This window comes from Candidatus Nitrospira neuquenensis, from assembly GCF_979578155.1.
Genome location: NZ_CEFZDU010000034.1, coordinates 148,689 through 163,007, shown reverse-complemented (window position 1 = coordinate 163,007; position 14,319 = coordinate 148,689). Strand labels below are relative to the sequence as shown.

Sequence of the window (14,319 nt, the reverse complement as noted above, 5' to 3'; positions counted from 1 at the left end):
GCTTCCGGCCCGGCACTCCCGCCAGGCTTGCGGCTCGTCGAAGGCCGTCCCGAAGAGCGTTACGTCACCTGTGTTCCGCTCGTTCCGCTCAAGGCTGCGGCCGGGGCGTTCAGCGATCCACAGCACATCGAGGACCAGGGCTTCGAGTGGGTCGCTGTGAACACGAAGCGCCGCCTGCGGCCAGGCATGTTCGTCGCTCAGGTGGTCGGCCGTTCGATGGAACCGCTCATCCCGGATGGGTCTTACTGCCTCTTCGCCTCTCCGGTCGTGGGCAGCCGGACGGGCCGCATCCTGCTGGTTCGGCATCGAGACATCTCCGATCCTGAGACTGGCGGCAGCTTCACCGTGAAGAAGTTCGACAGTTCCGCGGTGGCGGGCAAGGACACAGCCGAGCGACGCGGTACCATTTATCTCAGACCCCTGAACCCCGACTACCAGCCGATCGTGCTGACCAATGTACCGGAAGATGAGGTCGCCGTCATCGCGGAATTCGTTGAAGTTGTTGGGCACAACTGAGGAAAGTTTAGTGAGCCATTTGCTATATGCTTGCTCAATCCTTCAAGGAACGGGTTCATGAGCTCGTCCAATTAGCTTTCGAAGACTGCAGGACCCAGGCACGGGACGACTTCTCGAAGATGAGCGCCGATTATGCTCTGCGAGGTTTTAATCAGCCGATCCATACCATCATGATCGCCCACGCTGTTGCCTTGAAACAGGTTGACGTTCGTGTCTCAACCGTTTGGGAAGCCATGCAAAGAGTCCTGATCAGCCAGGATATCGCCTATTCGACCGGGCTCGCAGGAGAGCTTCAAGAATTCCATGCTTTTTACTGCCCGCTGAGCTTGTGGGACTTACCGACTCTCTATCAGGCCGTTGGTAAAGAGCTCGACGAAACTCAACGAAATGACCTGTTAGCCCAACGAGACAGAGGGATGAGCCGGGTAAGAGCTGAGATCAACTTGTTTGTCGACAGACTCCGGTCGAAGGCCCAGGCGCCGACCTCGCTTCAGCAGATGGAATTGGATCAGAAATCCGGTATCCTACTAAGTCCTGCCCAAGCGCCGCGAGACTTTGCAAACTGGCAGAAAGAGCTCCTAGATGCCCCCATGGGGGTGCTGTTTTTGGACTTTGACAGATTCAAGGATTTGAATACGCGACACACCGAAACCACAGTGGACCGCACCATCCTGCCCGAAGCTATGCGCCTGTTGAGAAAATTGACACACCTCCGAGGAGGCTGTTACAGACAAGGCGGTGATGAGTTTCTGGTGATCTTGCCGAACCACAATGCATCCGAAAGTGTCGCGTTTGGAGAAATACTTCGGTCAACTCTGGCTGCCAAGGATTTCCTGGTTGGCAGCGTAACTGAACGTATAACGCTCTCAGTGGGAGTCGCCTGCTGGCCAGATCACGGTGAGACTTTCGAAGAGGTTCTACAGAAGGCTAACGACGCAAAGCAGGTAGCAAAATCACGCAGGAATTGTGTTGTGTTAGCCGTTACTGAAAGGAAACCGTTTCCTATCATGATGTGCACGAATGTCCCGGTCATGACGCAGTTCATCAGACGTTATGTTACGCAGTTGATAGGTTCCAGTTACGATGTGACCTTCTCCGAGGTGGCAACGGCAGAGGATGTGAGGAGACTAGCTAATAGTCAACCAGTAGATATGTTCATCTTGGTCCTCAACAATGTCATGGTGAGGGGGCTGGGCCATCGCCCTGGGGAGCGTGCAGGGGTTGTCAAGCAGCTTGTCTCAGACCTCGCTAGGGAATACGGGAAGCCGATCATCGCCTTGAGCAGCGACGATATCTTCAGGTTTCAGGAATTAGAAGGCCCCGGAATCGTCTTCCTTAAGATCCCCTTTGACAGTGAAGCATTTGCTGGAGCTGTGCGGACTGTCCTTCGGACAAGCTCGTAGTGGAAGCAGTTCGCCCAGAATTGCGAACAACTAGCCCTGATCCGAAAATAATGGTGCGGTCCGCGAACTGTGTTCCAGCGGGTGGCGTGGCGAGCAGGCCCCCCGTCGCCCGCAGCGGAAGGGGCGAGCAGCCACACGGCAACCAACGAGCAGGTTCAGCAAGGGCCCTTGCGGCACCGACTCCCGTAAGGCCCCCCACGGGGGGATGGGTGGAGCGAGGACGACGGGGGTGATCGCCCCGACAGGACCCGCTGGAGCTTGTGTCCACATCATCGAGTATTTTCGGATCAGGGCTAGTTCGAGCGTAGGCTCCCTTCAAACTGAAAGGCGCTAGATTGGTGGCTTTCTGCTAGTCTCTGAGTACCGACGCGTCTGCCCGCAGCCGATCCGCCAGCGCCTGGATCGTGAGTGGGGTATTGCCCTCGGCGCGGTTGTTGACGAGGACGTAGGCGCGTCGCTCTTCTTGCACGGCCTGACGAACTAGTTCTACCGTATCCCGCCGCATCTCTGGTAGCTCCTCGGTGATCTTGTTGTACGGTTCGGCGCGTTTCTTCGCCTGTTCGTAAGACATCTTGAGCGGCGTGAGCAGGCGGAGCACGCAGAACGGCGCCGTGAACGTCGCCATCCGCTTGTGCTGGTCTGCCAACGAGGGCATGTAGGACCAATGGTTGTAGACGTGCGCTACGCCGTGGGCAGCGAGCATGTCCCGGTAGCGCGGTCCGAGTAACCCGGCGTTGCGGACCTCGACGGCGTAGCGCACGTCCTTCGGGAGCTGGGCGAAGAATCCGTCCAGCTTGCTCACGAACTCGTCGGCCGTCATCCCGTGACGCTGGAACTCGAAGATCATCGGGCCGGCGTGGGGGAGAAAGTTGGCTTCGCGGTAGGGCGCCAGCACGAGGTCGGTGAACACCTGGGCATCGAGAAACCGCGGGTTGGGCAGGCCCGCTTTGGTCCCGTACCGGGCCTGTTTCGCGTAACTCGGGATCGTGAGTTCCTCCCACACCTTGAAGCACATCTCGAAGTCTTCGGGAATCTGGTTGAGATAACGCCGGAGCTGGTTCGCCGTCGGGGGGCGATAGAAGGTGCTGTCGTTGCCGACCGTCCGGAAGAGCGGCTCCCCCTTGTATTGATATTGGCAGTATTCCCCCAAGCACTCCGATGCGAAGCGAGTCTTGGCATACGTGCGCTTGTAGGAGGTCTTGTCAATAGGTGTGTAAATGGAATCAGGCGGCGGCCTCCTTCGGCGTGGCCGGTTGCTGAACGCCATCGACGAATCGGACGCCGACGTGGACCAGCGGCAGTAGCTCCGGGGCATTCAGCCGCCGGAACGTACGCTCCGCCACCTGCAGCAATTTCCAGATCACTGCCGTCGCCGACTCGACCCGCTTGTACCGCTTGGCCGCGGTGGTCCGCAGCCGGACCGCCGCAAAGGGCGACTCGACCACGTTGGTCGTGCGCAGATGCCGCCAGTGCTCACGGGGGAACTGATAGAACGTGACCAGGCGCTCCCAGTCATGATGGAGGCGCTCCACCGCCTTGGGGGTCACGAGCAGGAATCGGCGACTGAACTGATCGCGTAACCGTTCGCACGTGGCCTGCGTGTCGGCGTACGGCATGGCTTTCAAGAGGGCGCCCGCCGCCGCCTGGTGTTTGGGCGGCAGGGCATCCAGCACGTTGATGATCTTATGGTTCCAGCACCGCTGCTCGGCCACGCTGGGCTGCTGCTCGGCGAGGGCGGCCCAGATCCCGAGGTGGCCATCGGCGATGGTGCAGCGCCACGGCTTCAGCCCGCGGGCTCGCAGATCCCGCAGCACCGCGCCCCAGGACTCCTTCGATTCCCGCTGGCCGCTCTCCACGGCCAGCACCACCTTGCGGCCGTCCGTGAGGGCGCCGATCAGCACGAGCAGCGCCGCCTTGCTGTCCTCCAGGCCAGCCTTCACGTACAGCCCATCGGCCCAGACGTACACGACCTCCAGATCATCCAGCCGGCGGGTCTTCCAGGTGTCATATTCCTGTTGCCACTGGGCCTTGAGCCGCTGCAGGGAGGCTGGCGCCAAGGGCGCCCCGTCGCCCAGCAGGCCCCGCAAGGCCAGCTCAAAGTCCCCGAGCGCCAAGCCGTGCAGATATAAGCGGGGCAGCAGCTCGCCCACCTGCTGGGTCCGCCGCTGGAACAGTGGCAGCATGCGACTCACAAACCGCTCGGCCAGGCCCCGCCCCCGCGGCCGCTGCACGGTGATCGTGCCGCAGGTGAGCGTCAGCTTGCGCGGCTTGCCGTACCCGTTGCGATATCCGGCCGGCGCATCGACCACCGCGCGCCGTTCCGACTTCACCCGGCCAAGCCGCATGGTGACCTCTTCCACTAAGAGCCGCTGGACGAACTGTTGGATATGGGCACGCACAAACTCCTCCAGGTGGTCCCAGAGATTCCTTGACTCGGCTCGCGTCTCTGTGCTCTGCTCCTGCATGGCGGTGCCTCCTTTCATGGCCGGGCGTCAGCCCGGTGGGTTTGGTCACCCGAAAGGTTGCCACCGCCTTTTTCCTATTTCCACACTTTCTGACTATACCGCGGAGTCAATCTTCATCCGACCATCACAGATAGGCCCATTGGATACTCAACCGCACTATGTTGCCTACAATCGAGAAGGCGCCAAGACCTGGCTGTATTCAGAGCCTCACCAGATCGAAGGATCTGTAGAAAGTGAACGATTCTTTTCCGAAATTCAGCATGCAGTTCGAGAGGCTCTGCCTCGCCCCGGTATTGAAGAGTATCTCGATGCCATGGCGACCGAAATGATCGCCAGCTTGGGGAAAGCAGCATTCCTCGCTGAAGAAGCGGCTAGGCAGTGGACACGTAGAGCCCAGGAGCCTCTCAGCCCGACATGGCAATCAGGCTACGATGAGCCGCCACGTGTACGAGCTGAGCGGGTAGAAGCTGAGGCTCGCAATAGATACAGGCTCGTACTTGAGCGTTTCGGCGCGAGCCGCGCCGCCGGTTACATGGCTAGGTTTTACTTTGACTGCGAGCTGCTCATCATGGCGACCGATTAGAAGCCTAATTGTCCAGGATCGGGGTGTTCTTATGAGAGTCACTGCCTGGAGGAACGGGAGTTACGGAATCCGAGTCGGCCTCCCTAATGTGAGGCAATACTTCAATCGCTCTTGGCGGACAATCGAGGTCGAGATTGATGGAGTAAAGAGAACGTTTTGCCTGAGCCGCACCTTCTGGACAACTTGCCCTGAGTTCCGCGGCAAAGTCATCGAGACCTGGCTGCGGAAGCATGGATTTGCTCAGTGGCCTGCTGGCCACCCGCCACGCCTGACCCTTGTTCATCTTGGAGGGAACAAGTTCCGTCTCAGGCGCTGACACCGGAGGATGCCAAGACAGCCAGTGAGGTTACGTTTCCAAACGACGGAGTTCCCAGTTCCCTCACCTCTTCGATCGGATAGGGTGCGCACCTGCGACATCAGCAAGGATGACGACCTTCTGGTGGGCACGAAGAGGCGTTCTGATGAGGGTAATCGTTGGAAGAGTGGTGCGCTTATGAGCACGGATTGGCGCAACAACGAAGAAGTCCAGCACGCGGTACGTAATCTCTTCTTGGGTGTGGTGCCAGAGCGCCGTGATGAAATGGCTGACATTTGGGCTCGGTATCAGCTCCGCTTTAATGTTCTGCAGGAGGTCGAGCCGGAAGGCCGGTTCATTATGGATGCGGGGGCCTTCCGAGATGTCCGGTTCAATCATCGCACAATGAGAGCGTTCTGGCTTGCTGGGTTTATTGCATGGGAAGGATATACCGCAATACACAGGACGTTGGTAACGGGCCAAAAGGATTTTGGGCGTTTCAATGGAATGATCGAGGTCTTCTTTTGCATTTTACGGGCAGACGACTCGACAATAGTACCGCTGCCAGAAGGGGTGCCCGAGCCTGGGACATATCCGGACGGAGCAGAAACTCGGGTTGCGGCCGAGCTGTCCACGTTTGCAGTAGGTTGGGCATTGTTGCACGAGGTTCGGCACATACGCCATCAACATGAAGGAACGTCGACAGGCCAAGACGCGACGCTGGCGGCAAAGCATGCTGAGGAGCTATCATGCGACGAGTTTGCGACTCGTTTCATGTTGGAGCGGGCTGACGAGTACGCATCAGCGCATAGCGTGGATGCCGGGTTGGTGAGGCAGAAGCGAGAGATCGGCATTTACTTCGCGCTGTTTGCGTTGACCCTGGTCGGAGCGGACAGTTGGGGTAGCTCCGACACCCACCCGGCAATGCAGACCAGGATTGACTCAGTCATCCGGCAGATGAACGGAAATGGCACACGGATGTCTGATGCGATCGCTCACGCAGCGTTCGGTGCCCTGTGGTTTCGGTGGTCGAACGCTCCGGGTCCCTTCAAGCAACATTAAGATGATTCATCTGCCCGTAACCGTTCCGCCAGGGCCTGAATCGTCAGCGGTGCGTTGCCCTCTGCGCGGTTGTTGACGAGGACGTAGGCTCGTCGCCCTTCTTGGACGGCCTGGCGAACCAGCTCCAGCGTGCCCCGCCGCATCTCTGGAAGCTCCTCGATGAGCCTTGTGTATGGCTCGGCGCGCTTCTTGGCCTGCTCGTAGGACATCTTGAGCGGCGTGAGGAGGCGGAGCACGGTGAACGGCGCCGTGAACGTCTCCATCCGCTTGTGCTGCTCGGCCAACGGCGGCATGTAGGACCAGTGGTTGTAGACGTGCGCGACGCCATTCTCCGCGAGCATGTCCCGGTAGCGCGGGCCGAGTAATCCCGCATTGCGCACTTCGACGGCGTAGCGCACGTCCTTTGGGAGCTGAGAGAAGAAAGTATCGAGCTTGCCGACAAACTCGTCGGCGGACATCCCGTGGCGCTGAAATTCGAACAGGAACGGCCCAGCGTGCGGCTCGAACTGAGCCTCACGGTAGGGCGCCAGCACGAGGTCGGTGAAGACCCGCGCATCGAGAAAACGTGGGTTGGGCTGGCCCGCCTTGGCCCCGTACCGGGCCTGCTTCGCATAGGCCGGGATCGTGATCTCCTCCCAGACCTTGAAGCACATCTCGAAATTTTCGGGGATCTGGTTGAGATAGCGCCGGAGCTGGTTGGCCGTCGGGGGCCGATAGAAGGTGCTGTCGTTGCCGACCGTCCGGAAGAGCGGCTCCCCCTGGTACTGATACTGGCAGTACTCCCCCAAACACTCCTGCGCGAAGCGGCTCTTGGCGTACGCCCGCTGGTAGACCTGGCCTTGCCAGCCTTCATAGGTCCAGGTGGACGTCCCAAACCGCACGAGGGGAGAGAGCGGCATCGCGCTCAGTGTACGGCTATCCGGCGATTTCCTCAACCGGCTCGCACGGTATCCCCGCGTCGCGAGCGGTGAGGAGCCGCAGCGTCTTGATCGTGAGGGTGATGGTCGAATACTGCTCCTCGACCCGGCCGGTCACGACATAGGCGTGGTTCGGCGCCAGGAGATGACAGGACCGGCGGTAGACGGCTGGAAAGAGCGTGGCGTCGAAGAGGGCCGTCTGATCCTCGAGGGTGATGAACTCCATCGGCTCCCCCTTCTTCGTCGAGATGATCTTCTCGGTCATGAGCCAGCCCACCACCGTCACCTCCTCGCCGACGTGCCGGGCCAGATCCTTGGCGGGCACGTGCGGGATGCGCACGAGCACGTCCGTGAAGAGATCCAGCGGATGGCAACTCAGCGGGAAGCCGAAGAGCGCATGCTCGTGGGCCAGCTTTTGCCGGAGTGAATACTCGGGCGGAATCGGGAGGTAGCCCGGCGGCTTGGCCGCTTGGGACGCGAACAGGCGCCAGAGCAGCGCGGGTCGCGTGAGCTCTCCCGCGATCGAGTCGAAGCAGCCCGCCTTGATCAGGAGCTTCGCCTGGGCAAGGTCCGGCTGCACCCGGTCCAAAAAGTCCCGCAGCGACCGGTAGGGGCCGTTCGCCCGGCGCTCGGCGACGATCCGCTTGGCCAGGTCCTCCTGGAGGCCCTTGATCTGCATGAGCCCCACCCGAACGGTCTTACCCGAGCCCGTATAGGCCCAGTCGCTCGCGTTGAGGTCCGGCGGGAGGATCGTGAGCCCCATCCGGCGCCCCTCGGAGAGATACGCGTAGGTCGAATAGTAGCCGCCCTGATTGCTGATGACGGCCGCCATGAACTCGGCGGGGTAGTGGGCCCGCAGGTAGGCCGACTTGAAGCTCACCTGGGCGTAGCTCGCACTGTGCGGCTTGCAGAAGCTGTAGCCGGCGAAGCTCATGATCATGGCCCAGATCTGGTCGATGACCGGTCGCCGGACGCCGCGTGCCGCTGCACCGGCATAGAAGTGCCGCTGGTAATCGCGGAGCTTCCGTTCTTTGTGCTTCTTGCTCAGGACCTTTCGGAGTTGATCGCCGTCTTCCACGGTGAACCCGCCCAAGGCGACGGCGACCTTCATGACGTCCTCTTGGTAGACCATGATGCCGTGCGTTTCGGCGAGCACGTCATCCAGCACCGGATGGAGCGAGGTATAGGGCCGCCCGTGGGCGCGCCGGACGAACTCGTCCGCCCAGACGTGGGCGGCCGGCCGGATGATCGAAGAGACGACGACCAGGTACTCGAACACGTCCGCCTGCGCGCGCCTGGCCGGCGGCATGCCGGTCCAGAGCTTCTTGAGCAGGAGCCGGGTGGCCGGGGATTCAATGTAGAAACACCCCATCGTGTCGCCCCGCCGGATCAGCTCGTTGGTCGCCGGATCGCTGATGGGGTCCCAGGTCGCATAGTCGATCACGCGGCCGGTGTTCCGGGCGATCGCCGCCAGCGCGTCCCGGATCACGGCCAGGGACCGGTTGCCGAGGAGGTCAATTTTGACCAGGCCAGCCTCCTCGGTCTGGTCTTTCTCCCACTGGATCACGGGGAGGCCGGAGGCGGAGATCTCGACCGGGACGTAGCGCCGGATCTCGTCGGGCACCAGCACGACGCCGCCCGGATGGAGCCCGAGGTTCCGGAAGTGTCCGTGAAGCTGGACGGCCCAGCCCAGGATCTCTGGCCAGGGGGATCGGAGCCGCAGGGCGACACAGACCTTCTCCGCCCAGGTCCGGACGGTCATCCCGGGCGTCACGTCCACAAAGTCGGCGCGCCGCTGAATCAGATCCAGGGCCTTGCCGATCTCCTCTGCCGGCATTCCATACACTTTGGCGAGCTCGCGCAGGGCGGCCCGCGTCGCCAGGGTGTTCTGGTTGGCTACCATCGCCGCCCGGCTCTGGCCGTACTGGGCAAAGACCCAGTCCAGAATCTGTGGGCGCTCGTCCCAGGGAAAATCAATGTCGATGTCCGGGGGATCGTGCCGGCCGGGGTTGAGGAACCGCTCGAAGAGCAGGCGGTGGCGAATGGGATCGACGTGCGTGATCCCGAGGCAGTACGACACGATGGAGGCCGCGGCGGAGCCCCGGCCGCAGGTCCGCGGCGCTTGCCGGACGATCTCCTCGACAATGAGGAAGTAGTGGGCATATCCCTTTTCCCGGATGACGGCAAGCTCCTGCTCGATCCGCTGCGTCACGGCCTCGGACAGGGCGCCGTAACGCCAGCGCGCCCCCTCGTAGGTCTTGGCTCGCAGCGTCTCATAGGCGGCCCCGGCGGAGAGCTGCCGGAACGCGGGGAAGATTGTCTCCTTGAAGTCCCAGTCGGTGTGGCAGGCGTCCGCGATGCGGCGTGCATTGGCGAGCGCTTCAGGGAGGTTCGGGACATAGCGGGCCAGGACCGCCTCCGGCATCAGCCACTGCGTCGGTGCGGCGCAGGACTCCGCGCGGAGCCGGGAGAGGGTCGTGTTGTCCGCAATGGCCCGGAGCAGCCGGTGGGCGTGGTAGTCACCCGGCCGAAGAACACACGCCTGGGCGGTCGCTACCGGCGGCAGCCCTCGCTGCCGGCTGAACTCGATGGCCCCATGCAGCGTCGGGCCGGGCGTCAGCTCGACATAGAGATCTTCGTCCGACTCCTGCTGCCAGGCGGTCAGGGCGGCGCGGTCATCCGAGAGGATGACCAGCCCGGTCCGGTGCCGGGCGACCGTGCTCGTGACGTCGAAGGCGTCATCACAGTGGCGCGCCGAGAGGATCCGGCACAGGTTGGCGTAGCCGGCCGGGGTCTTCGCCAGCAGCCCCGCTCGGTGGGTCCCATGGACCAGTTCCGCGCCCAGGATGGGTTTCAAGCCGGCGTCCCGCGCCACCTCGAGGAACCGGATGGCGCCATAGAGCCCGTTCGTGTCCGTGAGGGCGAGCCGGTCCTGGCCCTGAGCGCGCGCCGCCTCGCAGAGCGCCTCCAGGGTGGGGACCCCCTGCATGGGGGAGTAGCACGAATGGGTGTGCAGGTGCACGAAGGCGGCCGGCACTCAATGACTCCTCCCGTAGCGAATCGCCCGCTCGCCGAACCGGGCTTGGAGCCGGTCGAGGGCCACAGCCAGGGCTTGGGCGCGCGCCCGCCTGCGGGGCTCGTCCCCTGGCTCTGCGTCGAAGAGCGAGCCCTGCTCCGCGTAGACCGTCAGGCCGGTCAGGCTGACCGTCATCCGGCGGAGGCGGACCCGGCGCCGGAAGCCTCGCTGGAAGAGTGACGCGAGCACAGGCGCGAGATCGTATTCCCAGCAGGTCTCCGGCGTGACGCGCGCCTGCTTCGTGACCGCGACCTGGTCGCTGTAGCGGATCGTGAGAGACAGCCCGCCGCAGGCGCGCCGGTGGCTCCGCAGCGTCCGGCAGAGGCGTTGCAAGATATCCAGCAGGCGCCCCCACAGCACCGGGTCGTCCAGCTCGTCCGGATCGAGGGTGACGGTCTCGTCGAGACGGGGTTGCTGGGCGGGGGGCAGCACCGGCACCTGGTCGATCCCGTGGGCCCATCGGAAGAGTTGCCCCGCATAGTCGCCGACCGCGAGGGCCAAGGCCTCGATCGGACTCTCCGCCACCTGGCCCCAGGTGAGGAGGTTGAGGTCGTCTAGCCGTTCCAGGACTTTTCGCATGCAAGGGCGCTGGATCCCCGGCAGCAGCCGGACCGAGAGCGGGGCCATGAAGGCGCGCTCGGACCCCGATCGGACCTCGTAGAGTTCCGAGGGCTCGATCAACGTCGCGGCCGTCTGGGCCACAAGTTTGTTGCTCCCGACGCCGGCCAGTCCGTCGAGCCGATACCGGTCGAGGACTTCCCGCTGGACGTTTGCCGCCACGTCACAGGCGGGCCCGAACAGCCGGCCGGTGCCCGTCACGTCCAGCAGGACGGCCCCGGGCCGGCAGGGCTCCCAGACCGGTGCATAGTGCGTGACCACGCTCAGGAGCGCGTCGTTCCCGGAGCGGACCCGATGCGGGTCGGGCGGGAGCACCGACAGAGCCGGGCACAGGCGCAGCGCCCGGTCGACCGGCATGCCGATGGAGAGCCCCTCCCGTGCCGCTTCAGGCGAGACCTCACGGAGCAGGGCGCGCGGCGTGCCGAGCGGGGCCAGGGCGAGCGGGCGGGCCCGGAGGGTCGGGTCGTTCAGACGGGCCAGCGCGAGTTCGAACGACGGAATCGCAAAGCAGATGATCTGGCGGTCCATGGTGCGGATGCAGCAGGCTCGAGCGCGGACCTATTTCCGCAAATGACGGATGACCCCCACCACGATACCCTCGATGCGGAGGGTGTCGGTCTCCTTCACCACGATCGGCCGCATGCTCTCGTTGGCGGGACGGAGTTCCACGACCCCGCCCTTGCGGACGTACGTCTTGATCGTGGCCTCCCCGTTCACCAGGGCGATGACCGTCTGCCCGTTCCGGGCCGTGGTCTGCTTCTGGACCACGACCACGTCGCCCGGGAGAATCCCCTCGTCCCGCATGGACTCCCCCTTGACGCGCAGGGCGAAGGTCTCGCCGCGACCGACCATGCTCCGGGGCACCTCCACCGCTTCCGTTTGCGGAAAGGCTTCCAGGGGATCCCCGGCCGCGACGGTGCCAACCAGGGGAATGCGGGTTGGCGTAGTGAGCTGCTGGATCGCGACCTCCACCAGCCAGGGGATCCGGCGGGTGCCAGTCTCGTAGCGCACCACGGTCACCCGGTCGGTCCGGAGCGCTTCGGCGAGCGTCGCCTGGGTCCATCCCAAGGCTTGTCGGGCACGTTTCAGGTCTTGTGGGAGCATGTAACCATTGGCTACAATGTAGCCAATGGTTACATAGGCCACGTACAAAGTCAACCTTTGATCAAAGGTTCGCTAACCTCTTAAATGCACAAAGAGTTCCGGCAGGGGACCGCTCGTCTGTGACGGGGGAAGCGTGACGGGAGGTCTCGCTCGCTTCAGCGCGATGAGTCGAGCAAGTCGCGCACTTTCTGCAGAAGAACCGGGAGGCTCACGGGCTTGGGCAGAAGCGGGACATTGAGCGACGCGATCGGCACGCGGAGATCCTGCAAGGCTGTCCCAGATACAACGATGACTGGAGTCTGCGGGCGATGCGGGTGGGTGGACGAGGTCGCGCGCACGGCCTGGACCAGATCGAAGCCGGTCATCTTGGGCATGATCAGATCCGTAATGATCAGGTCGATGGAGTCGGGGTGTTGAGCAAAGCGCGTGTACGCCTCCAGGCCGTCCGACGCTTCCAGGACCGTGTAGCCCTGTCTGAGGAGGGTGGCGGCGATGAGGCTCCGGACGGAAGGGTCGTCATCTACGACCAGGATGGTCTGCTTCCGGGGGTCCGCCTGAGGTGTCATCACGGTCTGAATCCTCGGAATAGAACGCCGTAGTAGAACAACAGGGTCATTTTCTATTCGCTGGATTGAGAAGTCTATCTACAAAGTTGAGTTTGTCAACATCATTCTACCTCAAAGACCGTTGCCTCCCGAGTCGGTTCACGGTCTCATGCTCGGGAGGCACCCATGCAGGACTTCTCACGACGACTTGGAGTCCGGATCAAAGAGGTCCGGAAGGCGCGCGGCTTGACGCAAGAGCAGCTTGCGGAGAAGGCCGGCATCAGCACGCGCTATCTCAGCCGGCTGGAAGTGGGGATGCAGATCCCGTCCCTGGAGACGCTGGTCGACGTGGCCGATGTCTTGGGGGTGGAGCTCTGGGAGCTGTTTCAGATCAGGCATGCGGCGCCGGCGAAGGAGCTTCAGGACGAGCTGAAGAAATTGATCCGGGAACTCGATGAGGAGAAACTACGCCTCGCCGTGCGAGTGCTTCAGGCCCTCGTCCGTTGACCCGTGCGTCATGTGGCGGCGGCGCCACGGGCCCGTAACTGTGATTTCGGCGTATTTGTTGAGGATCGCAGGGTGAGCGGGATGCACCCGCACCGGAGTCGGGTCCCATAATGCCGGTTGCGATGTCTGGGCGTATCGTGATAGAGTTTAACTCCGTTAAACTGGAGGGAACCCCGTGGGACGCAACACCGCGGTGCTGGGATTCTCCGTGAATCCCGAGCTGGCCAAGGAGTACGAGCGGCTGGCCGCGCAAGAGGGCACCACGAAGAGCGAGCTGTTTCGCCGGATGATTGAGTGTTACAAGGCGGAGCGTGAGGAGGAAGAATTCTTCAAGCTCCAGCGGAGGATGACTCGGCGCACGCAGAAGGCCCGTGTCCTCACCGAGAAGGAGGTCGAGCGGATCGTGTTCGAGGACCGCTAGTGAGGGTGGTCTTCGATTCGAATGTGTATGTCTCTGCGTTCCTCGTCCCAGGGGGCAAGGGTGAGCAAGCCTTCCTCCTCGCACGCCGACGCCAGGTTGTCCTGTACGCTTCCATTCCCATTCTGACGGAAACCGCCCGCGTCCTCCGAACCAAATTCAATCAGCCGGAGCAGGATATCAAGGCCGCTTTGAAGATGATCGGCCGCGCGGCTCAGATTCTGCAACCGGCACGCAAGGTCACCATCCTTCAGGATGCGCCCGACAATCGGATCCTCGAGTGCGCCGTGTCCGCCCATGCCGACCTCATCGTGACAGGCGACCACCATCTCCTGGTCCTCAAGAAATTTGAGGATATCCCCATTGTGCGGCTTGCGGACTTTCTGCGGTTGTTCCCCGGAGGCGAAGGCGCGAGCTAAAGCTTCTTGACTCTTTTAGGTGCCCCCGCCATAATCCGCCCCTCGTAGCTTCCACAAGAGGAGACTTCACGTATGGCAAAAGCACTGACGAAGGCCAAGATCGCCGAGATCCTGGCCGGCAAGCACGACGGGATGACGAAGAAGACCGCCACCCAGGTCCTCGACGATCTGGCAGCCTTGGCTTACAAGGAAGCGAAGAACACGTTCTCGATTCCCGGCATCGGGAAGCTGGTCCTGATGAACCGGAAGGCCCGGATAGGCCGGAATCCGCAGACCGGCGAGGCCATCAAGATTCCCGCGAAGCGCGTGGTGAAATTCCGTGTTGCCAAAGCGGCCAAGGACGTCATCCTCGGGAAGAAGTAAGCCTCGGAGCAGGGGCAGGCGAGGGCGG

General features: G+C 62.6%; 15 protein-coding genes. 8 read left to right on the top strand and 7 right to left on the bottom strand.

Annotated elements, in window-relative coordinates; all coding sequences use genetic code 11:
- Window positions 1-27 precede the first annotated feature (27 nt).
- Window positions 28-516 carry a S24 family peptidase gene (locus AC1U7O_RS13105; protein WP_479895277.1) on the top strand — a complete coding sequence of 163 codons (489 nt, stop codon included), beginning with the start codon at window positions 28-30 and terminating at the stop codon, window positions 514-516.
- 119 nt (window positions 517-635) lie between these two features.
- Window positions 636-1,919 (top strand): GGDEF domain-containing protein, encoded by a 1,284-nt coding sequence (locus AC1U7O_RS13100; protein WP_479895232.1) that lies wholly within the window; start codon window positions 636-638, stop codon window positions 1,917-1,919.
- Between the two features lie 349 nt (window positions 1,920-2,268).
- Here the strand turns inward: AC1U7O_RS13100 and AC1U7O_RS13095 are convergent, their stop codons facing one another.
- The gene (locus AC1U7O_RS13095) at window positions 2,269-3,069 is read right to left on the bottom strand and encodes a DUF72 domain-containing protein (protein ID WP_479895231.1); all 801 of its coding nucleotides are present in this window, start codon (window positions 3,067-3,069) and stop codon (window positions 2,269-2,271) included.
- A 73-nt stretch (window positions 3,070-3,142) separates the two neighbouring features.
- Window positions 3,143-4,384 (bottom strand): IS256 family transposase, encoded by a 1,242-nt coding sequence (locus tag AC1U7O_RS13090; protein ID WP_479895230.1) that lies wholly within the window; start codon window positions 4,382-4,384, stop codon window positions 3,143-3,145.
- Window positions 4,385-4,400: 16 nt separating this feature from the next.
- Here AC1U7O_RS13090 and AC1U7O_RS13085 point away from each other — a divergent pair, with 16 nt between their 5' ends.
- Window positions 4,401-4,967, top strand: coding sequence for a hypothetical protein (locus AC1U7O_RS13085; RefSeq protein WP_479895228.1), 567 nt, complete (start codon window positions 4,401-4,403; stop codon window positions 4,965-4,967).
- A 400-nt stretch (window positions 4,968-5,367) separates the two neighbouring features.
- Window positions 5,368-6,324 (top strand): phage exclusion protein Lit family protein, encoded by a 957-nt coding sequence (locus AC1U7O_RS13080; protein WP_479895227.1) that lies wholly within the window; start codon window positions 5,368-5,370, stop codon window positions 6,322-6,324.
- Here the strand turns inward: AC1U7O_RS13080 and AC1U7O_RS13075 are convergent.
- The 5 genes from AC1U7O_RS13075 to AC1U7O_RS13055 all read right to left on the bottom strand — a co-directional run bounded on the left by AC1U7O_RS13075 (window position 6,321) and on the right by AC1U7O_RS13055 (window position 12,605).
- Window positions 6,321-7,223: a DUF72 domain-containing protein gene (locus tag AC1U7O_RS13075; RefSeq protein WP_479895226.1), complete on the bottom strand. Its 903-nt coding sequence runs from the start codon at window positions 7,221-7,223 to the stop codon at window positions 6,321-6,323. The two genes, AC1U7O_RS13080 and AC1U7O_RS13075, sit on opposite strands and share 4 nt — an antisense overlap.
- A 16-nt stretch (window positions 7,224-7,239) precedes the next feature.
- The gene (locus AC1U7O_RS13070) at window positions 7,240-10,278 is read right to left on the bottom strand and encodes a DNA polymerase III subunit alpha (protein WP_479895225.1); all 3,039 of its coding nucleotides are present in this window, start codon (window positions 10,276-10,278) and stop codon (window positions 7,240-7,242) included.
- Window positions 10,279-11,463, bottom strand: coding sequence for a DNA polymerase Y family protein (locus AC1U7O_RS13065; RefSeq protein WP_479895224.1), 1,185 nt, complete (start codon window positions 11,461-11,463; stop codon window positions 10,279-10,281).
- Between the two features lie 30 nt (window positions 11,464-11,493).
- On the bottom strand, window positions 11,494-12,039 hold the full coding sequence (gene lexA / locus AC1U7O_RS13060; RefSeq protein ID WP_479895223.1) for a transcriptional repressor LexA: 546 nt from the start codon (window positions 12,037-12,039) through the stop codon (window positions 11,494-11,496).
- 155 nt (window positions 12,040-12,194) lie between these two features.
- A complete protein-coding gene (locus tag AC1U7O_RS13055; protein ID WP_479895221.1) occupies window positions 12,195-12,605 on the bottom strand; it encodes a response regulator in 411 nt (136 codons plus the stop codon).
- A gap of 165 nt (window positions 12,606-12,770) precedes the next feature.
- Between AC1U7O_RS13055 and AC1U7O_RS13050 the strand changes: the two genes are divergently transcribed.
- The 4 genes from AC1U7O_RS13050 to AC1U7O_RS13035 all read left to right on the top strand — a co-directional run bounded on the left by AC1U7O_RS13050 (window position 12,771) and on the right by AC1U7O_RS13035 (window position 14,291).
- Window positions 12,771-13,091 (top strand): helix-turn-helix domain-containing protein, encoded by a 321-nt coding sequence (locus AC1U7O_RS13050; RefSeq protein ID WP_479895220.1) that lies wholly within the window; start codon window positions 12,771-12,773, stop codon window positions 13,089-13,091.
- A 175-nt stretch (window positions 13,092-13,266) separates the two neighbouring features.
- The gene (locus AC1U7O_RS13045; protein WP_479895219.1) at window positions 13,267-13,512 is read left to right on the top strand and encodes a ribbon-helix-helix protein, CopG family; all 246 of its coding nucleotides are present in this window, start codon (window positions 13,267-13,269) and stop codon (window positions 13,510-13,512) included.
- Complete coding sequence (locus AC1U7O_RS13040; protein ID WP_479895218.1) at window positions 13,512-13,928, top strand: putative toxin-antitoxin system toxin component, PIN family; 417 nt, start codon at window positions 13,512-13,514, stop codon at window positions 13,926-13,928. The genes AC1U7O_RS13045 and AC1U7O_RS13040 overlap by 1 nt, the downstream gene beginning before the upstream one ends.
- Before the next feature lie 72 nt (window positions 13,929-14,000).
- Window positions 14,001-14,291, top strand: a complete 291-nt coding sequence (locus AC1U7O_RS13035) for an HU family DNA-binding protein (protein WP_479895216.1) — start codon at window positions 14,001-14,003, stop codon at window positions 14,289-14,291.
- The last annotated feature ends 28 nt before the right edge of the window (window positions 14,292-14,319 follow it).

Coding starts and splice junctions, on each gene's coding strand:
- AC1U7O_RS13035 (WP_479895216.1), top strand. CDS start 14,001: ATGGCAAAAGCACTGACGAAGGCCAAGATCGCCGAGATCCTGGCCGGC.
- lexA (WP_479895223.1), bottom strand. CDS start 12,039: ATGCTCCCACAAGACCTGAAACGTGCCCGACAAGCCTTGGGATGGACC.
- AC1U7O_RS13075 (WP_479895226.1), bottom strand. CDS start 7,223: ATGCCGCTCTCTCCCCTCGTGCGGTTTGGGACGTCCACCTGGACCTAT.
- AC1U7O_RS13085 (WP_479895228.1), top strand. CDS start 4,401: ATGGCCGGGCGTCAGCCCGGTGGGTTTGGTCACCCGAAAGGTTGCCAC.
- AC1U7O_RS13050 (WP_479895220.1), top strand. CDS start 12,771: ATGCAGGACTTCTCACGACGACTTGGAGTCCGGATCAAAGAGGTCCGG.
- AC1U7O_RS13065 (WP_479895224.1), bottom strand. CDS start 11,463: ATGGACCGCCAGATCATCTGCTTTGCGATTCCGTCGTTCGAACTCGCG.
- AC1U7O_RS13090 (WP_479895230.1), bottom strand. CDS start 4,384: ATGCAGGAGCAGAGCACAGAGACGCGAGCCGAGTCAAGGAATCTCTGG.
- AC1U7O_RS13100 (WP_479895232.1), top strand. CDS start 636: ATGAGCGCCGATTATGCTCTGCGAGGTTTTAATCAGCCGATCCATACC.
- AC1U7O_RS13055 (WP_479895221.1), bottom strand. CDS start 12,605: ATGACACCTCAGGCGGACCCCCGGAAGCAGACCATCCTGGTCGTAGAT.